We start from the raw sequence: 22,611 nt of genomic DNA, 5'->3' as shown, positions 1-22,611 counted from the left end.
GTACACGCATGCGGCAAAAATTGCACCGCCATGGATATTGGCCGAAGAGTGGCCAGAAATAGCGCTCTAATAGGCCGCGGCGCTTGCTTCGCTTCAGCATGCCGCGCTGACACATCGTGCAACTACGATCGTTCATGAATCACCGGAAAAGAAAGACGTACTCCAAGCAGCAGAAAAGTGGTGCAGGGCGCAGCAAGAACAAGGACTCTTTTAGGTCGAGATGATTTTAATGATCGTTACGCACGCTTGGTTGGGAAATATCGTGCCAATGACAAAGAAAAGACTTCGGTTTCCCGAAGCCTCTCTTTGACTGATACTGCCGCTGGTATTACGAACGATAGGCAGGTGGCTGCGGATTGCGGTGATAGAACTGCACCTGGTGCCAGTAGGGATAGGGCTTCGGTAACTCGCTGGCTTGGTCCAGCTTCGCTACCTGCTCTTCCGTCAACACGAAGCTGGCGGCTTCCAGATTGCCTTTCAACTGCTCAGCGTTGCGCGCGCCGATAACCAGGCTGCTTACCGTTGGTTTACGCAGGAGCCAGTTCAGAGCGATCTGCGGCACGGTCTTGCCGGTTTCAGCGGCGATGGCGTCCAGAGCGTCTACCACTTTGTAGAGATATTCATCGTCCACCACAGGGCCACCGGCGGTGCCCTCTTTGGCGCGGGTGCCAGCGGCAGGTGGATGGCCACGACGAATCTTACCCGTCAGGCGTCCCCATCCCAATGGACTCCAGATCAGTGCGCCGACGCCTTCCTTATCGCCCACCTGCATCAGTTCCCACTCGTAGTCGCGGCCAATGAGTGAGTAATACACCTGGTGCGCAGCGTACTTTGCCCATCCATACTTTTCGCTGATGTCCACAGACTTCTGCAGCGCCCAGCCGGAGAAGTTGGAGCAGGCGATATAGCGAATCTTGCCTTCGCGCACGAACTTGTCCAGCGTGTTCAGCGTCTCTTCAATCGGCGTTAGACCATCGAACGCATGCATGTGGTAGACGTCGATGTAGTCCGTCTGCAGGCGCTTCAGGCTGCCGTGAAGCTGCTTCGTGATGTTGTAACGGCTTGATCCGCTCTCGTTCGGTCCGGGGCCAAAACCGAAGGTGGACTTCGTGCTGATCAACACGCTCTCACGCGGCAGATGCTTAATGGCCTCACCCAGAATCTCTTCTGAGCGGCCTTCGGAGTACACATCGGCTGTGTCAAAGAAGTTCACGCCAGCGTCCATGCACTGGTCAATCAGTTGCCGCGCTTCTTCAACGTCCGTGGAACCCCACGTCTTGAAGAACTCGTTCGCACCACCAAAGGTCCCGGTGCCATAGCAGAGCACGGGAACCATCAGACCGCTGTTGCCAAGCTGTCGAAATTCCATATTTCCCTCAGATGCCTCATCCATCTCGAAGTCGCAGAAGACGCCTCTCAATGTATCGCCATGGCGCGCCAGCATTGATAAAAAAATCGCGCAGAGTCAGGCTTTAGATCGCGAGCAAGTGCAATGCGTCATCCACCGCATCGCCACCAAAGCTGTGCAGCCACTGCACGCGTGTGTCGCGACGGAACCACGTACCCTGCCGCTTACTGTAGTTGCGATGGCCAGTTTGCGCCTTCTCAATGGCTTCGGCTTCAGTCATTTCGCCACGCAATACTGCTTGTGCTTCTGCATATCCCAACGAACCTAATGCGCGACAATCGGTTCCGTACTTCGCCACCAGTCCGCGTGTTTCCTCTACGAGTCCATCCGTAAACATCGCTGCACAGCGCACGTTGATGCGTTCGTACAGCGCGGCGCGATCCGGAGCCAGCCCCATTTGCACCACACGAAATCCTTCCAGCGGTGAAGGGGAGCGGGCTTGCCACGTATCGCTCATCGGCCTGCCTTCAAGTACGGAGACCTCAATCGCACGAATCAGTTTGGGATGGTCGTTCTCATGAATCCGCGAAGCTGCAGCGGGGTCCAGTCTTCGTAGGACACGCATCAGTACGGATGGTCCGCGACGTTCCATTGCCGCACGCAGCCTGTCGCGAAGAGATTCATCGCGTTGCGGTACCGGGCTGAAGCCATCCAGCAGCGCGCGCAGATAGAGCCCTGTTCCACCGACCACGATGGGGACTTTGCCGCGACTGGCAATGTCCTGCACTGCCGCACGCGCAGCTCGACCGTATTCGCCTGCAGTGTATTCCACGTTGGGTGACACCACGTCGATCATGTGATGCGGCACTCGCGCGCATTCTTCTCGCGATGGCTTCGCTGTCCCTAGCTCCATATCCTGATACACCGCCACGGAATCGCAGGAGACGATTTCACCATCCAGCTTTTCCGCCAGCGCAAGCGAAAGTGCCGTCTTGCCACTGGCAGTAGGGCCGACGATGACGGGCAGCAGAGGAAGTGTGCTCACGGCAGCATTCCCCCACGCCACGCACGCAGCACCACGATAACCAGCATGACTACGCCGACCGCGATCGCTGCCGCCAGTTGCAGCCGTTGTAGTCGAGCCTGTTCCTTTGTTTGCATCCTTCACCAACATAAAGCCGGTGAAGGATTTGCGCGCGGGAGTATGCCTTACACGGTTTGGTCCGTCGCGTGGTCCACTTTCTCGTCGCGGTAAAACTGGCAGCCAAAGAGACGGAAGTCCTGCGCGTTGTGCAGGCGGAACTGCTTCTCCTGCAGACGACGCGGCAGACGCAGCCGGAACAGGTCCACACCGTCTGCATCAGCCAGCAGCATGGTGGGGCGTGTGTCGCTGGTGGACTGGTTGGCGAACTCCACGTTCGTCAGTTCCAGGTTGCGGATGTGTCGCGCGTACAGGCCGCTGGCCGGGACATCGCCGAACATATTCGGTTCGGGATAACCCTGTGGAAGTTCCTGTGGAATGCCATCGGGCCCCAACGGTGCAGGTCCGGCCTGCCCATAACCGGATGAGGCATGCCCCTTGTCGATGGCGCTCATCTGCACATTCGAGGCTGCGGCAACACTCTCAATAGGCGCGTGATGGAAGTAGCTGTCCGAGAGCTTCACATCTTCAATCGCGTGATCGGGAATGCCCGCAAAGATGCTCGGCATGGGATCGGCGTCATGGCTGGTGACGTTGCTCATCAACACGCGCTTCAGCGTGCCAACGGGAATCTCTTTCGGTCCGCGCATGCGCGATTGCAGGCGCAGGAACAGCGGTGCACCACGCACACCGCGCATCGTGATGCCGGTGAAGGTAATGTCTTCCAGGTTTGCGCCATCGGCGGTCTCAAGCGCGAAGCCGCGGCAGGTGTCGAAGGTGCAGTCGGAGATGGTGATGTTGCGGAATCCGCCATTGGATTCCGTCCCGCACTTGATGCGGCCATGACCGTAGAAGCGGACGGGGTTCACGTGCGGCTTCCACGTGCCATCCAGTACGGTGCCGACCTGATAACCGCCGGTGACGTAGCAACCCGTGATGGTCACATTGATGGTGTCGCGGCGATAGCCCAGTGCATAGCTGCTCTTGGGGCAGATGCCGTCATCCTGCGGCGAGTTCACGGTGCAGTTGCTGATACGCACATTGCGGCAGCAATCCACGTCAATGCCATCGCGGCTGGTATCGATCTTCAGGTTGTCGATGGTCAGGTTGTCCACGCCCGTCACCAGAATGCAGAACCAACCACCGCGCAGCACGGAGAAGTCGCTCAGGATCACGTTGCGGCAGTTCTTCAAGGCAATAGCTTTATTTCCCACGCCGGGTGACGTGCTGGCAGGCAGGTCGACTTCTGCCTTCTCGCCGCGCGCCAGCCCCTTACCCCAGATCAATCCCGGACCAAAGATGCCAATGTCGTGCAGATCCTCGCCCCAGATCAGCGAGTTGTGCCAGTGGTTATGGCCGTAGTCCTGAAACTTCTCGATGGTCGGATTCTGCGGTTCAGCAGCGTCGTATCCGCCGGTTTTCAGGCCGTCCATGGGAACGGTGGCGGCAAGAATGGTCGCGCCCTGTGAGAGATACAGGGCGACATTGCTTTTCAGGCGGATGGAGTAGCTGGCATACACGCCCGCCGGGAACATCACCGTGCCGCCGCCAGCGTTGGCAGCCGCTTCAATAGCCCGGTTGATGGCGGGTGAGTCGATGGTCTGGCCGTCGCCCGTGGCCCCAAAGCGGCGCACGTCATAGTAGACCTCGCGCGCGGCCGTGGCAGCTCCCTTACGCGGCTGCGCCTCCATCGATCCGGCGAGTGTGACCGCGCCACCGGCCATGCCCAACCCGGCCATCTTCAAAAACTCACGACGAAACTCCTGCACGTTTTTCATCCCCATAAACTCGTCTGCGTGGAAAGCAGCATTAGTTTAGGCGAGAGTCATGACGCGGACATGATGGTAATGCCGAAACCTGTAAGCGGTAACCTTTCGGTTGCCGCCAGCCGATAGACGAAAGTGGGAGCGCGGACGCGGCCCCCGTGCTGTGGTAGCCTGAAAACCGAACAGGGGCGAGCGGAGCTGCACAACGGCGGCACATTTCCACTCGCTAGAAAGCGTTTAACGAACCGCCAGAGCGCGCAGCGTCCTGCCAACCAGAGGAAAGCGCCATCGCAATGAGCAGTGCATCGTCGGCCAGTGTGTATGACCTGATCGTGATCGGCTCCGGCCCCGCCGGACAACGCGCTGCCATTTACGGCGCAAAGCTCGGCAAGAGGGTCGCCCTCGTCGAGATGCGCGAAGTGGTGGGCGGAGCCTGTATCAACACCGGAACCATCCCCAGCAAGACAATGCGCGAGGCGGTGCTGCACCTCTCGGGCTATAACTACCGCTCTATCTACGGCATGAACTACCGTGTGAAGGAGCGCATCACGATGGCCGACCTGGCCTTCCGTGTGCAGCACGTCATCAAGACCGAAATTGACGTTACCGAAGCTCAGCTTTCCCGTAACAACATCGAGATGTTTACCGGCGTCGCCTCCTTTGAAGACCCGACCCATCTCCGCGTGACCAATAGCCGCGGATCGAACGTCTACGAGGCGAAGAACATCATCATCGCCACCGGCACCAAGCCGGCCAGCAGCGACAAGGTGCCGATTAACGGCAACACCATCATCAACAGCGACCTGGTGCTGGACCTGAAACAGCTTCCCAAGACCATGATTGTGGTGGGCGGCGGCGTCATTGGTGTGGAATACACCTGCATGTTCGCTGCGCTGGGTGTGCGCGTCACGCTGATTGAGCGTCGTCCGCGCCTGCTGGAATTCGCCGATCAGGAAATTGTGGAAGCCCTTAGCTACCACCTGCGCGACAGTCGCGTGACCATGCGCCTGAACGAAGAGGTGGAGTCCGTCGAAGAGAACGAAGACGGCACGGTGACTGCGAACCTGGAATCGAAGAAGAAGGTGCAGGGCGATGCGCTGCTGTACGCCGTTGGCCGTCAGGGCAACGTGGACGAGTTGATGCTGCAGAACATTGGCGTGGACTCCGACGAACGTGGCCGTATCCCCGTGGACAAGGATTACCGCACGAAGTGCCCCACCGTATTTGCCGTGGGCGACGTGATCGGGTTCCCGTCACTGGCCTCGGTATCGATGGAGCAGGGCCGCATCGCAGGCGCTCGCGCCTTTGGTGACGAAACGATCCTCTCCAACCCCAGCTTCTACCCGTACGGCATCTGGACCATTCCTGAGATCAGCTTCCTCGGTAAGACCGAAGAGCAACTCACCGAAGAGGATGTGCCTTACGAAGTGGGTGTGGCGTACTACCGTGAGATCGCGCGTGGACAGATTCGCGGCGATACCACCGGACGTCTGAAGCTCATCTTCCATCGTGAGAACAAGTCGATCCTCGGCGTGCACATCATTGGCGAAGGTGCCAGCGAACTGCTGCACATTGGGCAGGCTGTGATGGCGCTGGGCGGCAACGTCGATTACTTCGTGGAGACGGTCTTCAACTATCCGACTCTGGCCGAGTGCTACAAGGTGGCAGCGTTCAATGGCCTCAACCGCCTGCGTCGCGGCGACTAGTTCGGTTTCGCAAGATACAGAAAGGGCATGGCTTGCGCCATGCCCTTTGCTTTGCTGGTGAGATTTACTGAACGTCGGCGTCGAATACGCCGGTTTCCACCGTGCTGCCATGCTTCATCTGGACGAAGATGCGATAGCGTCCGGGCTTCGGGAAGCCGTAGGGGAATTCAACGGTAGGGGCGATGTGCGTTTCCGGCATATTCATGCCGGGCATGCCTGCCATGGAATCCATGTTCTGCATGGCCATGTCGCTTTCGCCGTTGGCAATCTCCATGGACTGCATCGGTGCGGAACCTTCAGGATGCGTATGCGCGAAGGTGGAGAAGTCGTCACTCACGAAGGCAGCGTGACCAGCCATGCCGAGGTAAGGGACCACGTCTGTGGCAGGTTTGCCGCTGGCATCCTGCAAATGGAAACGGAAGGTAGTTCCTTCGCCGGACTTCAGCGAGGCGGGCTTGTCCCAGACCATGGTGTAACCGTCCGGTAGGTGGAATTGTGAACCGAGTTCGCCTGCGGATACTGGAGCAGGTGCCGCAGAGGCGTCTTCCGTGGCAAGTGCGCCGCCGTGAAAATCAGTCGGAATATCCAGCGTCGAAGTGAGCGTTTCAGGCAATCCGCTGCGGTGGACAATGTCCGCGAACAGGCGATAGTGCCCTGCGGGCATGGCTGGCAAAGCCATCTTCAGTTCACCGTCTCCTGCGGGGGCCGGATGCAGGTGAAAGACGGCATCCATGCCGGGCTCGCGGATGGCGTACAGATGCATCAGGTGGCCGTGGTCTGGTACCAGGTCGGAATTTTTGCGGTGCCAGCGGCGATCGTCCGCCGCATCCGTTCCGATGGCCAGAGCAAGATTGTCACCCTGAAGCGTGGGCGTCAGCGAAAGCGGATGGTAGACGGCCTCCGCGTAATCCGCAGCTTCCACGTTCCACCATCTCGCTCCAAGCCACACGGCGATGATCGCTATGGCAAGCGTCGCGCCACCGCCAATCCATGCGCGGCGGTTGTTGCTGGTGGATGGCTTCTCTCCCGGCGTCAGGCGCGATTCGCGGGCAGCCGCAGCAACGATGGCTGCGACACCGATCACCAGCAGAAATCCCAGAGCGCCGAGCACAATTCCAATGGAGCGGTTCATGCGCAGCATTTGCAGAGCCACGGCGGGAACAGGAACACTGGCACCACCGGAGCCAGCGTGGCCATCCGCCTGAAGCGACACCTTCCACGAGCCGGGAGCCATGAGCCAGACGGAGCCGGTGAAGAACTTCGCGTCAGCACCGGAGACCTTCAATGAGTCGGGCGTCGGTGGATGCTTGCTGGCGTCGCCGGTCATGGGAATGGGGGTTACGCGGAGCGTGTCGGGTACGGCATCGCCGGACACACGCACCTCCACCACGGCTACGCCGGGGATGACGTCAGGTGGACGCACCGTTACGTAAAGCTTGTACGGACCGGCCTGCACGTGCTCGAAGACATCCTTAGAGCCAACGTGTGCGCGTGCAGGCAGGACGAAGCCTACGCAAAAGAGAAGAAGCAGAATGATACGACGCATTTTAACGACGCACTCCACGCATCCACTTGCCGAAAGCAAGACCGCACCACGCGGAAAGCGAAGCGTAGATCGATGCCTTCAGAAGACCCATCCAAAGCGTGACGCCGCTGTCCGGCGAGAAGAACTGACGCCGGACGTCAAAGCTATTTGGGTTCTGGAAGAAGCTGAAATAGGTGGTGCCGAAGAAACGGTTGGCGGCGGCAGGTGTCATAAGGAAATTCGTGAAAGGCCACTCCACAGCGACGAGCACGGCGATGAAGAGGAAGCCCGAGGCAAGCGCAACCTGCCAACGCCTCCACGATTGCGTGCGCTGCCACAGCAGATCCAGCGCAAATGCCGGAATCAGGATCAGCACAGGAAACTTCGTGGGAACCAGGTGCGTGACGGGGAAGTAGACAGGCCCGAGCTTGGGTTCCGCCTTCACCAGCGGGAAGATCAGGATTTCTGCGATCAGCAGGACCGTGTAGATGCTGGCTGCGGTCGTGGCTGCCCACTTGAAGCGCGATGCCTGCGAAACCATGGCCAGCGCAACCGGCACAGCGATGGCCAGGGCGAGGTAAGCGAGTACCCGGTGCATCGCCACTTCTGTGGTGTATTCCTGCAGAAAGAACATTTGCCCGCAGATGGTGAGTCCGCCCACGTACAGCAGGAGTCGCTGAAGCGGCGCGAAGTTCTCCGACCCCTCGTCCGCGGCGCGGTTCATAGTGGCCAGGATGAGGAAGAAGACGCCCAGGGATACTGCGCGCATGCCCAGAATCAGCAGCGTGTGCGGTGGCGAGATGATCTTCACATCCAGGCCGTAGGCGTCGTGCCACCAGTTATCGAACGGCGCGGACGTGATCATAGCCACGCCGCCCCACGCCGCCACAAACACGCCCAGCGGCGCACGCAGTCCGAAGACACTGACGGAGGAAGCAGCAAGTTCCGATTCACGACGGAAGGTGCACTGGTAGACCAGGTACAGTCCCACCACCGCTGCGATCACGCCGCAGAGTTGGATCATCAGGTGGGCGGGCGTCCAGAAGGTGTCGCGGCCAATGGAGCGGTGCCACGAGACATCCCACTGGCCACCAATGAACGCGGAGGTGACCCCGGCGACGCATGTCCAGATGTACCAGGGAACAGTGGCGGACTCTGTGGCGCGCACCGCGGTGTGAATCTCCGTTTCCGGAAGACCAATGAGAGAAGAGGGATGTGCGGCTGAGGACATGGTTCTGTTGCCTTCGCAGGAATGTTGATTCAGCCTATAGCGACGCAATCAAACATGGAAAGCTGAAAAGCGAAGGAGGAAGCGGCAATTGCACGGTCCCATGTGCAATTGCCGCCATCGGCTTACTGCGGTGCCGGTCCGCGTACCACCTGCACCAGGTCTTCCACACGCAGATTTCTTGCGAAGGACGCCTGTACTTCTTCTGCGCTCAGGCCCAGGTAGGTCTTTGCGGCGTTGTCACTTTCGTTCAACGGTAGCCCCATTTGCGCACGTGCCAGGAGGGCACCCGCAACCGCGGCCTGACTGGATTCGCTGAGCTGAAGCTGACGCAGAATCAGGCTCTTGGCCAACGTCAGTTCACCGGGCGTAACAGGCGTGGTCTTCATCGACTGCAGATCGCGTTCCACCAGTGCGCGGGCCTTGGAGACATTCACCGGCTCACTGCCGTAGTCCACGGTGTATGTGGCGCGTGTCCGCGTAGCGCGAAGGTTCACGTCTACCGTGTAGACATAGCCTGCCACTTGGCGAAGGTCGTGATACAGACGGCTGGCGTAGAAACCTCCACCCAACACGTACGTGCCAAGCTGCATGGGATAGTAATCCGGGCTGAAGCGGTTCATCTGCAACGTGTGCGACAGCGTGACAGAATCCTGCACGGCTTCAGGGTCACCCACGATTGCGGCCGTTGGCTTGTTCGGCGGTACGGGAGGCAGGTCCACCTGTGGCTTGGGCCCGGTTGCCGTCCATGCGCCAAAGGCCTTCTCGACCTGCGCGCGAGCCTCTGCAGGTGTAATGTCACCCACCACGACGATGGTCGTCAGGTCAGGCCGCATGGTGGACTTCATGTAGCTCTTCACGTCGTCCAGCTTCAGTGCGGTGATGGTCTGCGGCGTCTGTTGGCGGAGCGAAGGATCGTTCTTCGGCAGCAGAGCTTCGCTAAGTGCGCGACGCGTGCGATAGCCGGGCGACGTCAGATTGCCGGCGGTCAACTCTGCCGTCTGCTTCTGCACCACGGGGAAGGCTTCGGCGGGCAATGCGGGATGAAGCTGGTTATCCGCCAGCAGTTCCACGCCACGGGCGAAGTTCTCTTTTAGCACCTTCAGCCCGAAGCTGAAGCCAGCATCTTCCGTTGCGCCAATGTCGTCCAGTTCTTTCTGGAACGCGATGCGATCCAGCGACGTGGTGCCGTAGCCGTAGAGCTCTTCCAGAACGTCGGCGACGCCTTCCTTACCCTTCGGCGTGTCCAGATCCTCATTGTGCTGCACAGAGCCGGTGAGCGTTACGGTGGGGCTGGTGTGATCGGTGCGGACGATCAGGCGCACGCCATTCGGCAGCTTCTCATCGCTGGGCAACGTCATGGGATGCGGCAGGCGAAGTTCTGCCAGCGGCTTTGCCGCCCATTCAGGCAGCGCCACTTCCTTGGTAGGAGTTGAGGTCAGTTTCTCGCCACCACCAAAGCCCTTGCCTTCCGTGGGCGCGCCGCTGGCAACGGGTTTCAGCGTTGCCGTCATGGTGTTCACATGAAGCAGATACTGCTTTGCCACGCGGTTCACATCGGCTACGGTTACGCGCTTAATGGCTTCCGTCGCCTCTGCCGGGGAGTTCTTGCGATCCGCACCCAGAGCCTGCGACCACTGCTGTGCCAGTCCCGGGATCGAGTTTGCGCCGAAAGCATCTTCCGTAATTTCGCTGCGTTTTGCAGCATCTACCAGGTCAGCGGGAACGCCATCCTGTGCGTAGCGGTTCAGGATCGTGCGCATCTCGTCCAGCGCGGGTTTTGCATCGGCTTCGCTGGCTACCGCCACCATGCCAAAACCGAGGCTGGCCTTGGGATAGCTGCCTGCCATGCCGAACTGCGTACCCAGGGCCTTGCCTGCGGGCACCATCGCGTACAAATCACCACGCTGGCTGCTAAGAACGTCAGCCAGCACCTGCGCCGCAGCGTAATCCTTGCTCTCAGTACCGGGTAGGCGATAGCCAATGACCGCCAGCGTGTAAGGGAGATTGCTGTCCAGCGTAAAGGTCTCCGTCTTCACGGGGCTTAACGTAAATGCGGCTTCTTTCGGCACTTCGCGACGCTTTACCGGACCGAAGAATTCGCGGACTTGCGTCATGGTCTGTGCGGGATCGACGTCGCCGACAATGACCAGCACGGCATTCGACGGTGCGTACCACTTGTCATAAAACGCACGTAGATCGGCACCGGTCGTCTTTTCAAAGCTTTCCTTGGTGCCCAGAGCATCATGCGCGTAGGGCGTTCCGGCGAACATGCCTTCATTCAACCGCGAGATCAGCTTGTACGTGGGCGAGGAAAGGTCGCGCTGCACTTCCTGTGTAATCGCGCCGCGTTCCTGCTCCCATTCATGATCCGCGTTGTCGATACCAACCATGCAGGCGGCTTCAGCACGCAGTGCTACTTCCACGTCAGTCGACGGAACGGTGGCGTAAAACTGGGTGACATTGCCCTGCGTGTCGGCGTTGTTGTCGCCACCCAGGCGCGCGTAGATGGCCGCAGTCTGGTCGGCTGTCATGCCGGTGCAGCCGCGAAACGCCATGTGTTCCAGCGCATGTGCGGTGCCGGGGAAGCCGACGGGCGTCTGGTTGCCACCGGCAAGGATGTTCAGCTCCACCGTGGCCACGGGCGCCAGCCGGTTCCTCACAATCACCACGCGCAGGCCGTTGGGCAGTGTTTCACGCGTCACATTAGGGCCGTCTGCCAGCGTTTTCGTGGAGGCGCGCTTGGCAACGGCGGGCTTCTTCTGCGCGATGGTAAACAGCGGAGAAGAAACGGCAACGGACAGAACGGCGGCTAGAACGAGCGGCGTGCGTGCTTTCAAAACGAACATGTACCTCGCTGCTTTAGACTCTACCGCTCCGAACGGGTCAACCGGCGCACTGTGCAAAGGATTTATCCTAGAAGACGATGTCTGCGCTCTTTGGTAAATCGCTTCCGGAATTGACCGAACTGGCCGCCACGCTGGGCCAGAAGCCCTACCGTGCGCGGCAGATCTTCGATGCGCTGTACAAACAGCGTGTGACGGACTTTGACGCCATCACGCCACTTTCGCAGGAATTGCGCGCCTCGCTGGCCGCGGAACACACAGTGGGCATGCCCGAGATTGTGCAGACTGCGGTTTCCGTGGACGGCACCGAGCGCTACCTGATGCGCATGGAAGACGGCGAAACGGTGGAAACCGTCTGGATGCCGGATGGCGATGGCGTGGAGAATACTGACGACTCCGAAGAGGCCGCCGACAATCGCGCCGACGCGAAATTTCTAGATAAGCGGAATTGGGGCGCACTCGCTCCGCTGGGATATCGACGTTCCACCATCTGCATTTCGTCGCAGGTAGGCTGCGCGGTGAACTGCCAATTCTGTCTGACGGCAAAGCTTGGCATCAAGCGCGATCTGACGGCAGGCGAAATTGCGGGGCAGGTGGCGGCGGTGCTCAACCGTCACAAAATTCAGATGGGCAAGGACCGTATCAACCTTGTCTTCATGGGCATGGGCGAGCCCTTCCTGAACTACGACAACTTCATGAAGTCTGTTCTGCTGCTCGTAGAGGGCATCGGCATTCCTGCGTCGCGTATGACGGTGAGCACCAGCGGCATTGAACCGGCCATTCGCCGCTTTGCGCAGGAGACGGTTCGGCCCAATCTGGCACTGTCCTTAAACGGATCAAACGACACGGTGCGTGAACAGGTAATGCCCATCACGCGCAAATGGAACATTGAAAAGCTGCTGGACGCGGTGAATACCATCCCGTTGAGCAAGCGCGACTGGGTCACGTTCGAATACGTCATGCTGGGCGGCATCAACGATCAGCTTTCAAACGCGCATGAAGTTCTTGCGTTGCTGAAAGGCATGCACGCGAAGGTAAACCTGATCGTGTGGAATCCAGGGCCGGACATGCCGTATACGCAACCCACCCCAGAAGACGTGGATGTGTTTCAGCAGACGCTGATCCAGAACGGCTTGCCCTGCTACATCCGCCGTCCACGTGGTCGCGACATCTACGCAGCCTGCGGCCAGTTGAAGCGCACTGTAGAACCAGAGAAGCCTGCGGATGCGCTGGTACAACTCAGCGCTTAGTTTCCTCCACAGCGACCAGCAAGAACCTCCGATAGATGCACAGCGCGGCGAGGGCCATTCTGCGCAACTTGTTCGCGGCAGCTGAAGCCGTTGCTGACGATGATGTCCTGTTCCGATGCGGCGCGTACCGCGGGCATCAGCACTCGTTCGGCGAGTGTCTGCGAGACTTCATACTTATCCTTCTCAAACCCAAATGGACCGGCCATGCCACAGCAGCCGGAGTCAAGCAGTTCTATCCGTGCTCCCGTTGCCTGAAGCAAGGCCATGTCGTCCTTCATGGTGAGCTGTGTCTTCTGGTGGCAGTGGCCATGCACAACGATACGGCGGTCTGGCATCTGCGGTGGCTGCCATTGTTTGCGTGCGAGTGCCTCGCTTAGCAGAATGGTTTGCTTTGCTAACTTCTTTGCACGTTCGTCATTCGGATAGAAGTTCAGCAGTTCGTCGCGAAAGACGGTGGCGCAGCTTGGTTCCAGCATGATGACGGGGATTCCAGCATCGATCTCATGGGCAAAGGTATCCAGCACGCGGCGGAGGTACTTCTTGGCTTCATCCAGAAAGCCGAAGTCGTATAGCGGGCGTCCACAGCAGATGTGGCGTTTCTGCGTGGTGATGGTGTAACCGGCATCGTTCAACAGATCGGCAGCGGCGTGTAACGCGGATGGATGGAAGTAGTTGTTCCACGTGTCGGCCCACAGAATCGCGTCGGTTTGCTGTGGCTTCCATGCGTGTGTGCGATTGAAGTCGTCGCGGAAGTTGCTCTTTGCGAACTGCGGAAGTTCACGTTGCGGTGCTATGTGAAGCACCCGCTTTGCAACCGATGCCAATGGCGCAATCTTCATCGGCAGATTCGCCAGTGTGGGTGCAATCGATGCGAGCGATGCCCACTTATCCATGTATCCGAAGCCATAGTGCGCCAGCGGATGATGCTTGCCTTCGTAGTAGTGCGCCAGGAACTCTGACTTCCACGTGGCCATGTCCACGTTCACAGGGCATTCTGTCTTGCATGCTTTGCAGGACAGGCAGAGGTCCAGCGCATCGTGAATCTCTTCGCTCTTCCAGCCCTCGCTGATGGTATTGCCGTGCAGCATCTCCCACAGCAGGTGGGCGCGGCCACGCGTGGAATGCTTCTCCTCGTGCGTGGCCATATAGCTGGGGCACATGGTGCCGTGATCGTGCCGCCGGCATGCACCCACACCAACGCAACGTTCCGTGGCTCCTGCAAAGCCTTCGTCATTCGGATAGGTGAACCATGTCTTTGTTGCAGCGGCTTCGTAGCCGGGGCCAATGCGCAGATTGTCGATGGCGTCATAGACCGCAACAGGATCAATGAGCTTGCCCGGATTCATGTGATTGGTGGGATCCCACAATCGCTTGAATTCGCGGAAAGCTTGCATCAATTCGTCGCCAAACATCTTTGGCAGCAGGCATGCGCGCGATTGCCCATCGCCGTGTTCTCCGGAGAATGAGCCGCCGTACTTCAACACAATGTCTGCAGCACGATCAATAAAGGATCGATACTTCTCCGCGCCTTCGTGCGTGCGCAGATCGAACGAGATACGAAGATGCACGCATCCCTGGCCGAAGTGGCCATACATGGGTGTGCGGTAGTCATATTCGTGCAGCAAGTGGAAGAGATCGCGCAGGTAGTTGCCAAGATGTTCTGGCGGAACGGCGGAGTCTTCCCATCCTTCCCATCCACTCTTTTCACCGGGAACAAATACACTGGCACCAAGGCCCGATTCACGCACCTTCCACACGCGCGCGGCTTCGCTTTCACTGTAGCGGCCAATGGTGGGCTTTACAGGAAACGTCTGCACATCTTCCAGGAAGCGCTCCACGATGGCGTCAACTTCTGCGTCGTCGTTGGTGCCGAATTCGCAGAGCAGGAAGCCGCGTCCTTCGGGTAGAAGCTTCACGTCATCCACCGCGAGATTCTTCCGCAGCATGAAGTCGACCAGCAGGCCATCAAAGCCCTCCAGGCCGATGGGATTGTGTTTCAGCACGTTCGGGACGTGATCGGCCGCAATGTACGGATCAGGAAATCCAAGTGCGACGAGACGACGCTTCTGCGGGCTTTGTTTCAGTTCGCACTTCGCGCCCAAAATTGTGACGCAAGTGCCCTCAGTGCCTACGAGTGCGCGCGCTACGTTGAAGCCATTTTCCGTTAGTAGCTGATCCAGGTTGTAGCCGGAGACGCGGCGCGGAATATCCGGGAAGCGTTCGCGCACCAGATTGCTGTACATGTCGCGAAGGCGCTTCAATCCTGCGTAAATCTCGCCCTTGCGGCCACCTGCAGCAATGATCTGTTCCAATTCTTCTTCGCTGGTGCGGCCAACGGTCATGCGCGTCCCGTCGTAAAGAAGAATGTCTAGCTCTTCGATGTTGTCGACGGTTTTGCCACCCATCAGCGCATGCACTCCGCAAGAGTTGTTGCCGATCATGCCCCCTAACGTGCAGCGCGAATGTGTTGCAGGATCAGGTGCGAAGGTGAGCTCGTGTTTTTCGGCTTCGTCGCGCAGTGCATCCAGCACAATGCCGGGTTGTACCTGTGCCATGCGGCCATCCGGATCGAGCGAGACGATGTGGTTCAGGTACTTGGAAAAATCCATCACCACGGCCACGTTGCAACACTGGCCTGCAAGACTGGTGCCACCGCCGCGTGACAGCACCGGCGCGCCAAAGGTTCGGCAAGCAGCAACGGTTGCAACCACATCGTCGATGGTCTTAGGAATGACGAGGCCGATGGGCACCTGGCGATAGTTCGAAGCATCGGTAGCGTAGAGTGCTCGCGAGGCGTCGTCGAATCGCACCTCACCTTGAACCGTGGCGCGCAGGCGTTGTTCCAGGCGCGCGGCATCAGAAAACCGCTCGTGGGGATGAGGGTCGGAGAGCGTTTGCTGAAGGATGGGAAATGGCGAGGTGGTGCTCATGACGTCGGCGGCGAACTCCCTGCTGCCATCCTACCGCTCCCACCGTGCATGGCCAATTGTCCGTGCCACCCGCTATAGTTCTGGTGCCTGCACGCAGTCCACCCGGAGGAACTCCAGCCAGCATGATCACATCGCGACAGACGCGGATCCGTTACCTGATTGTGTTGATGCTCTTCCTCGCCAGTTCGTTTAGTTATGGCGATCGCGTGGTGTTGTCGATTGTCGGCGTGGCATTGAGTAAGGACCTGCATCTGAATGCGCTGAAGCTTGGCTATCTCTTGTCTGCGTTCAGTTGGGCGTATGTGGTGATGCAGTTGCCCGCAGGCAGCCTGCTGGATCGCTACGGGTCGAAGCGCGTGTACGGCTACAGCATCGTGGGCTGGTCCATCTGTGCGCTCGCGGCGGGCTTTGTGGGATATCTGCCCGTTGCGATGGCGTTTGGAGCATTGTTCTTTCTTCGATTGCTATCGGGGGCTGTGCAGTCGCCCATCTTTCCGGGTAACGGACGTATCGTGGCTGCCTGGTTTCCCGCTGCGGAACGCGGTCGTGCTTCGGCAATCTTTAATTCTTCCCAGTACTTTGCACTGGTGTTCTTCGGTCCTCTGATGGGCTGGCTAGTGACCAAGCGCAACTGGGAGGCGTGCTTCTGGCTCGGCGGTGTAATGAGTCTGCTGCTGAGTGCGCTGTGGTTTCGCGCGGTCTACAGCGTGAAAGAGCATCCGCGCATCAGCCAGGCTGAGATTGAGCACATTGAGGTTGGTGGCGGTCTTGCTTCCATGGATTCCGGTACGGCAAAGCGTGCGTCCACGCTGACGTGGTCTGGCGTGAAGCTCTTGCTTAGCAACCGCATGCTCGTAGGCATTTACATAGGCCAGTACTGCATTACGGCGCTAACGTGGTTCTTCCTCACATGGTTCCCCATCTACCTGAGCCAGGCACGGCACATGTCCATGCAAAAGGTTGGCTTTCTCGCAGCACTGCCGGCGTTGTGTGGCGTGGTGGGCGGTATTCTTGGCGGCGTGGTTAGCGACATTTTGTTGCGCAAAACGAAGAGTGCAACTATTGCACGCAAGACGCCGATTGTGGCGGGCATGCTGTGTTCGCTGACGATGATCGGTTGCAATTACACGGATAGCAGCACTGTGGTGGTGGCGCTGATGGCGCTTGCATTCTTTGGCAAGGGCTTCGGTGCGCTGGGCTGGACGGTGATTTCAGACGTCTCGCCAAAGAACATGATTGGATTGAATGGTGGACTGTTCAATCTGATTGGCAATACCGCGGGCATCACGACGCCGATCATTATTGGTTACATCCGCGAAAAGACTGGATCGTTTGAGATGGCGCTGGTGTATGTGGGTTTCATGGCGCTGACAGCCATCATTAGTTATCTGCTGATTGTGGGTGAGATTCGCCGCGTGGAGTTTACGCCGGAGCAGTTGCAGGGGAGAGCGGGATGAGTGAATTGAAAGGCGCGCCGGTAATCACGGAGATGCGCGTTGTCCCTGTGGCGGGGCAGGATAGCATGTTGCTGAATTTAAGCGGCGCGCACGCTCCGTTCTTCACGCGCAATCTGGTGCTGCTGACGGATAGCGCGGGCAACACAGGTGTTGGCGAAGTGCCTGGCGGCGAGTCGATTCGTGAAGTGCTGGAGCAGTCGCGCGAAATTGTTGTTGGCAGCAGCATTGCGGCGTATCGCACCACGCTGCAACGCGTGCATACAGCTTTCGCAGATCGCGATTCAGGCGGACGCGGATTGCAGACATTCGATCTGCGTGTGGCGATCCATGCGGTCACAGCGCTGGAAGCGGCGCTGTTGGACCTGATGGGTAAGTTTGTAAACCTTCCTGTGGCGGACTTGCTGGGTGAAGGCAGGCAGCGTTCGCAGGTGGAGGTACTGGGATACCTGTTCTATATCGGCGATCGTGCGAAGACCGATCTTCCTTATCGCAATGAAGATCAGGCTGAAGAAGAATGGTTTCGCCTCCGCAATGAAGAAGCGTTGACACCCGAAAGTATCGTGCGCTTGGCTGAGGCCACATATGCGCGTTATGGCTTTCGCGATTTCAAACTGAAGGGCGGCGTGCTTGCGGGCGACGATGAAATAGAAGCAGTCACCGCGTTATCAGAACGCTTCCCAGAAGCACGCATCACGCTGGACCCGAATGGTGCGTGGTCACTGAAAGAAGCGGTGCGGCTGTGTGGTGGCAAGCATGATGTACTCGCGTATGCAGAAGACCCGTGCGGTGCGGAAGATGGTTTCAGTGGCCGCGAGATCATGGCTGAGTTCCGTAAGGAAACCGGCTTGCCCACAGCCACGAACATGATTGCAACCGACTGGCGACAGCTTCAGCACGCATTGCAATTGCATTCTGTGGACATTCCACTTGCTGATCCGCACTTCTGGACGATGGAAGGCTCTGTGCGTGTGGCGCAGACGTGCCAGATGCACGGGCTCACATGGGGTTCACACTCGAATAATCATTTTGATGTTTCGTTGGCCATGTTTACGCACGTCGCCGCGGCTGCGCCAGGAGACACTACAGCTATTGATACACACTGGATCTGGCAGGACGGGCAACGTCTGACAAAAGAGCCGTTGCGAATTCAGGATGGTTTGCTCACTGTGCCGGACAAGCCGGGGCTGGGCGTGGAAGTGGATATGGAGCAAGTGGAACAGGCTCATGCCGTGTATAACAGCTTGCCTGCAGGTGCTCGCAACGATGCGGCGGCGATGCAGTACCTGATCCCGAATTGGAAGTTTGACCCGAAGAAGGCGTGCCTTGTTCGTTGATGTTTCAACGTTATAGTGAGAATCGAAATGACCATGGATCCCAAAGCACTTGCGCAGAGGGTTGGCTCCGGCCTTCTCTCTTTTCCTGTAACGCACTTCACTGCAGATGGTGACTTCAACGAAGATTCGTACCGCAAGCATCTTGCGTGGTTGGGCGAGACGCCATTGGCTGCGTTGTTTGCGGCAGGTGGAACGGGCGAGTATTTCTCGTTGACTCTGGACGAGTACAGCCGCGTTGTGAGCGCTGCAGTCAGTGAAGTCGCAGGTCGCATGCCGATTCTGAGCGGCTGCGGCTACGGCACGCGCACAGCGATTGAGTATGCAAAGGCCGCGGAGAAAGCGGGCGCGCAGGGATTGCTACTGTTTCCTCCGTATCTTGTGAATGCGGATCAGGATGGATTGTTTCGCCACGTGAAGGCGGTGTGCGACTCCACATCGCTGGGTGTAATTGTTTACAACCGCGACAATGCAATCGCCACGGATGTAACGCTGGCGCGGATGTGCGATGCGTGCCCGAATCTGGTTGGGTTTAAGGATGGCGTGGGCGATCTTGAGTTGATGATGAAGATCTATCTGCGTATGGGCGATCGGCTTACGTACATTGGCGGCTTGCCCACGGCAGAAACGTTTGCATTGAGCTATCTGGAGATGGGCGTAACAACGTATTCATCGGCCATCTTTAACTTCCTGCCCAAGTGGGCCACAGCGTTCTATGCTGCGGTGCGTCGGCGCGACCATGCGCATGTTGCGAAGGAGATGCGCGAGTTCGTTGTGCCGTACCTTGCCATTCGTGATCGTCGCAAAGGCTACGCGGTGTCTATTGTGAAGGCGGGTGTGCGTTTGAAGGGACATGATTGTGGCCCGGTGCGTACGCCGCTGAGTGATCTGACAGAAGAAGAGATGGCAATGCTGGCGAAGCTGCTGGAAGGCCGTTCGTAACGTTGGTGCAGGAGAGAGATATGGCGATCACGGGATCCATACTGATTGGCAATGAAGAAATCGTCGGCACCGCGGGAACGCAGCGTGCGGTGAATCCAGCAACAAACGCAGAGCTGGACCCTGTGTTTGGTGGCGGAACGCTGGAAGATGTCGATCGCGCCTGCTCGCTTGCTGCGCAGGATTTCGATGCGTTCCGGAGCGCGCCGCTCGAAACGCGTGCTCTTTTGCTGGAGACCATCGCCGACAACCTGATGGCGCTTGGTGATGAGCTGATCGAACGCGCAATGGCAGAGAGTGGGTTGCCTCGCCCACGGCTGGAAGGCGAACGCGGACGCACGTGCGGACAGCTTCGTCTGTTCGCTTCATTGGTGCGTGAGGGGCGTTTCCTGAATGTCACGGTTGATACGGCGCTCCCCGATCGCAAGCCATTGCCGCGTTCCGATCTGCGCTCTCGCAAGATTCCGGTAGGTCCGGTCGCAGTGTTTGGCGCGAGTAATTTCCCGCTCGCATTCTCCGTAGCGGGTGGCGATACGGCTGCGGCGTTGGCTGCGGGATGTCCTGTAATTGCGAAGTCGCATCCATCACACTTAGGTACGTCGGAACTCGCGGGACGTGCAATTCAGTCGGCTGTGACTTCGCTGGGATTGCCAGCAGGTGTGTTCTCGTTGCTTGTCGGCGTGGGCAATGAAGTGGGTGCGGCATTGGTGCAGCATCCTGCGGTGCAGTCGGTTGCTTTCACCGGATCACGCAGAGGCGGGCAGGCGTTGATGGCGCTTGCTGCCGCGCGTCCACAGCCGGTTCCGGTGTTCGCAGAGATGAGCAGCATCAACCCTCTGTTTCTTTTGCCTGCTGCACTGGAGATACGCGGTGCTGCAATTGCTGCGGGGCTGGTGTCATCTGCAACGTTGGGCGTTGGACAATTCTGCACCAAGCCTGGCTTGATCTTCGGCATCGCTGGGCCTGCGTTTGATGCGTTCAAGGTCGCGGCGACGGATTGGATCTCTGCGGCTGCTTCCGCAACCATGCTGAACAGCGGCATTCAACAGGCGTTTGCACATGGCGTAGGTGCACTTGGCAAAGCGAATGGTGTGAAGAAGCTGGGCGAAGGTACAGAGGCGACTCATCCCACAGCGGCGCAGCCTGCTTTGTTCGCCACGACGGCTGCAGAGTTTGCGGCGAATCCGAAGTTGTCAGAAGAAGTATTCGGGCCTGCCGCTCTCGTCATTGAATGCCGCAATGCGGACGAAATGGTTAAGCTGGCGAACCAGTTTGAAGGACAGCTCACGGCGACGATGCACCTGGAAGCCGAAGACCATGCGCTGGCTGCGCAGTTGCTGCCGGTGTTGGAACGCAAAGCGGGACGCATCGTTATCAATGGCTTCCCCACGGGCGTTGAGGTGAGTTACGCCATGGTGCATGGTGGCCCGTTTCCATCGACATCAGACGCGCGTGCCACCAGCGTCGGAGCGATGGCGATTGAGCGCTTTCTGCGGCCTGTCTGCTATCAGGATTTTCCGGCAGAGTTGTTGCCGGCGGAGTTGCAGGATGAGCATCTTTCGGAACATGCGCGCCTTGTCGATGGAAAGTTGTACACCGCATGAAACCGTTACGCATACAGCTTCAGCCGGAAGACAACGTAGCCATCGTGGTGAACGAAGGCGGCTTGCCTGCAGGCACAGTCTTTGACGATGGATTGATGCTGGTGGAGCATGTGCCGGAGGCGCACAAGGTTGCACTTGTGAATCTGCCGAAGGGCTCGCCGGTGACGCGCTATGGTGTCACCATCGGCACCACGAATGCGGATGTGCCGCGCGGTGCGTGGGTGCATGAGGGATTGATGGAAGAACCTGCCGCGCCTTCGTTGCACGATGCTCCGTTTGGTGGCGCGCCGATTCCGGATATGTCTCCGCTGGAAGGCATTACGTTTCAGGGCTATCGCAATGCCGATGGCACGGTGGGAACACGAAACATTCTTGCCATCAGCACCACGGTGCAGTGTGTTTCGGCCACGGTGGACTATGCGGTAAAACGCATCAAGCAGGACCTGCTGCCGAAGTATCCCAATGTGGACGACGTCATTGCCATCACTCATAACTATGGTTGCGGCATTGCGTTTTACGCACCGGGTTCTGAGATTCCTATTCGCACGTTGCGGAACCTTGCGTTGAATCCGAATCTTGGTGGCGCGCCGATGGTGGTTAGCCTTGGCTGCGAGAAGATGCAGCCTTCGTCCATGCTGCCTGCGTCGACGTTGCCTGTGCTGCAACAAGCGCCCTATGTTGTGACATTGCAGGATGAAGAACATCACGGATTCATGGAGATTGTCGCTGCCATTCTGGAGATGGCAGAGAAGCGTTTGGAAGAGCTGAATCGGCGCACACGTGTGACGTGCCCTGCAAGCGATCTTGTCGTGGGTATGCAGTGTGGCGGAAGCGATGCGTTCAGCGGAGTCACGGCGAATCCTGCAGTGGGTTACGCCAGCGATCTGCTGGTGCGTGCGGGCGCTACGGTGATGTTCAGTGAAGTCACTGAAGTGCGCGATGGCATCCACATGCTGACAGCACGCGCGGCGAACGACGATGTAGCGCGTGCATTAGTTCGCGAGATGCAGTGGTACGACGATTATCTTGCGCATGGCGGCATGGATCGTAGCGCGAATCCAACTCCCGGAAACAAGGCGGGTGGGTTGAACAACATTGTGGAGAAGGCGATGGGTTCCATTGCCAAGAGTGGGCGTTCGCAGATTCATGGTGTGCTTGGGCCAGGGGAGCGTGCATCGACAAAAGGATTGCTCTTTGCCGCAACGCCTGCGAGTGATTTTGTGTGCGGCACGCTGCAGCTTGCTGCTGGGATGAACATGCACGTGTTCACCACTGGTCGTGGCACGCCCTATGGTTTGGCGATGGCGCCGGTGATCAAATTGAGCACACGGACGCCGCTGGCGCGGCGTTGGCATGACCTGATTGATATCGACGCGGGCACGATTGCCACGGGTGAAGAGACGATTGCGCAGGTGGGCGAGCGCATCTTCCAGATGATCCTGGATACGGCGAGCGGGAAACATACAACGTGGGCGGACCATTACGGTTTGCACAATGAGTTCGCTTTGTTTAATCCCGCACCCATCACTTAGAGAGATCG

14 protein-coding genes are annotated in these 22,611 nt (G+C 58.6%); 7 read left to right on the top strand and 7 right to left on the bottom strand.

Annotated features, from left to right (window positions below; all coding sequences use genetic code 11):
* Window positions 1-328: 328 nt before the first annotated feature.
* The 3 genes from M504_RS10610 to M504_RS10600 all read right to left on the bottom strand — a co-directional run bounded on the left by M504_RS10610 (window position 329) and on the right by M504_RS10600 (window position 4,273).
* Window positions 329-1,369, bottom strand: coding sequence for an aldo/keto reductase (locus M504_RS10610; RefSeq protein WP_047494453.1), 1,041 nt, complete (start codon window positions 1,367-1,369; stop codon window positions 329-331).
* A gap of 103 nt (window positions 1,370-1,472) precedes the next feature.
* Window positions 1,473-2,393 carry a tRNA (adenosine(37)-N6)-dimethylallyltransferase MiaA gene (gene miaA, locus M504_RS10605; protein WP_052200841.1) on the bottom strand — a complete coding sequence of 307 codons (921 nt, stop codon included), beginning with the start codon at window positions 2,391-2,393 and terminating at the stop codon, window positions 1,473-1,475.
* Window positions 2,394-2,557: 164 nt separating this feature from the next.
* The gene (locus M504_RS10600) at window positions 2,558-4,273 is read right to left on the bottom strand and encodes a glycoside hydrolase family 28 protein (RefSeq protein ID WP_232296243.1); all 1,716 of its coding nucleotides are present in this window, start codon (window positions 4,271-4,273) and stop codon (window positions 2,558-2,560) included.
* Between the two features lie 275 nt (window positions 4,274-4,548).
* Here M504_RS10600 and sthA point away from each other — a divergent pair, with 275 nt between their 5' ends.
* Window positions 4,549-5,961: a Si-specific NAD(P)(+) transhydrogenase gene (gene sthA / locus M504_RS10595; RefSeq protein WP_047491017.1), complete on the top strand. Its 1,413-nt coding sequence runs from the start codon at window positions 4,549-4,551 to the stop codon at window positions 5,959-5,961.
* 64 nt (window positions 5,962-6,025) lie between these two features.
* Here sthA and M504_RS10590 read toward each other — a convergent pair whose 3' ends face one another.
* The 3 genes from M504_RS10590 to M504_RS10580 form a co-directional block, all read right to left on the bottom strand.
* Window positions 6,026-7,507 (bottom strand): hypothetical protein, encoded by a 1,482-nt coding sequence (locus M504_RS10590; RefSeq protein ID WP_047491014.1) that lies wholly within the window; start codon window positions 7,505-7,507, stop codon window positions 6,026-6,028.
* A 1-nt stretch (window position 7,508) separates the two neighbouring features.
* Window positions 7,509-8,717: a hypothetical protein gene (locus M504_RS10585; RefSeq protein WP_047491013.1), complete on the bottom strand. Its 1,209-nt coding sequence runs from the start codon at window positions 8,715-8,717 to the stop codon at window positions 7,509-7,511.
* 122 nt (window positions 8,718-8,839) lie between these two features.
* Window positions 8,840-11,563, bottom strand: a complete 2,724-nt coding sequence (locus M504_RS10580) for a pitrilysin family protein (RefSeq protein WP_047491011.1) — start codon at window positions 11,561-11,563, stop codon at window positions 8,840-8,842.
* A 77-nt stretch (window positions 11,564-11,640) separates the two neighbouring features.
* Between M504_RS10580 and rlmN the strand changes: the two genes are divergently transcribed.
* On the top strand, window positions 11,641-12,810 hold the full coding sequence (gene rlmN / locus M504_RS10575; protein ID WP_047491008.1) for a 23S rRNA (adenine(2503)-C(2))-methyltransferase RlmN: 1,170 nt from the start codon (window positions 11,641-11,643) through the stop codon (window positions 12,808-12,810).
* Here rlmN and M504_RS10570 read toward each other — a convergent pair.
* Window positions 12,807-15,740: an FAD-binding and (Fe-S)-binding domain-containing protein gene (locus M504_RS10570; protein ID WP_047491006.1), complete on the bottom strand. Its 2,934-nt coding sequence runs from the start codon at window positions 15,738-15,740 to the stop codon at window positions 12,807-12,809. The two genes, rlmN and M504_RS10570, sit on opposite strands and share 4 nt — an antisense overlap.
* A 122-nt stretch (window positions 15,741-15,862) precedes the next feature.
* Here M504_RS10570 and M504_RS10565 point away from each other — a divergent pair, with 122 nt between their 5' ends.
* The 5 genes from M504_RS10565 to garD are packed head-to-tail and all read left to right on the top strand — an operon-like array spanning window position 15,863 to window position 22,603.
* Window positions 15,863-17,197: an MFS transporter gene (locus M504_RS10565; RefSeq protein WP_047491003.1), complete on the top strand. Its 1,335-nt coding sequence runs from the start codon at window positions 15,863-15,865 to the stop codon at window positions 17,195-17,197.
* Window positions 17,194-18,531 (top strand): glucarate dehydratase, encoded by a 1,338-nt coding sequence (gudD, locus tag M504_RS10560; RefSeq protein ID WP_047491000.1) that lies wholly within the window; start codon window positions 17,194-17,196, stop codon window positions 18,529-18,531. Before M504_RS10565 ends, gudD begins: the two co-directional genes overlap by 4 nt.
* 27 nt (window positions 18,532-18,558) lie before the next feature.
* Entirely contained in the window at window positions 18,559-19,470 is a 912-nt protein-coding gene (gene kdgD / locus M504_RS10555) for a 5-dehydro-4-deoxyglucarate dehydratase (protein ID WP_047490998.1), read from the top strand.
* A 20-nt stretch (window positions 19,471-19,490) separates the two neighbouring features.
* Complete coding sequence (locus M504_RS10550; RefSeq protein WP_047490995.1) at window positions 19,491-21,071, top strand: aldehyde dehydrogenase (NADP(+)); 1,581 nt, start codon at window positions 19,491-19,493, stop codon at window positions 21,069-21,071.
* Window positions 21,068-22,603, top strand: coding sequence for a galactarate dehydratase (garD, locus tag M504_RS10545; protein WP_047490992.1), 1,536 nt, complete (start codon window positions 21,068-21,070; stop codon window positions 22,601-22,603). The genes M504_RS10550 and garD overlap by 4 nt, the downstream gene beginning before the upstream one ends.
* Window positions 22,604-22,611: the final 8 nt, after the last annotated feature.

Origin of the sequence: Terriglobus sp. TAA 43, from assembly GCF_000800015.1 — a bacterium.
Lineage (GTDB): Bacteria > Acidobacteriota > Terriglobia > Terriglobales > Acidobacteriaceae > Terriglobus.
The sequence above is the reverse complement of the archived record's forward strand: the minus strand, read 5'-3'. Positions and strand labels throughout refer to the sequence as shown.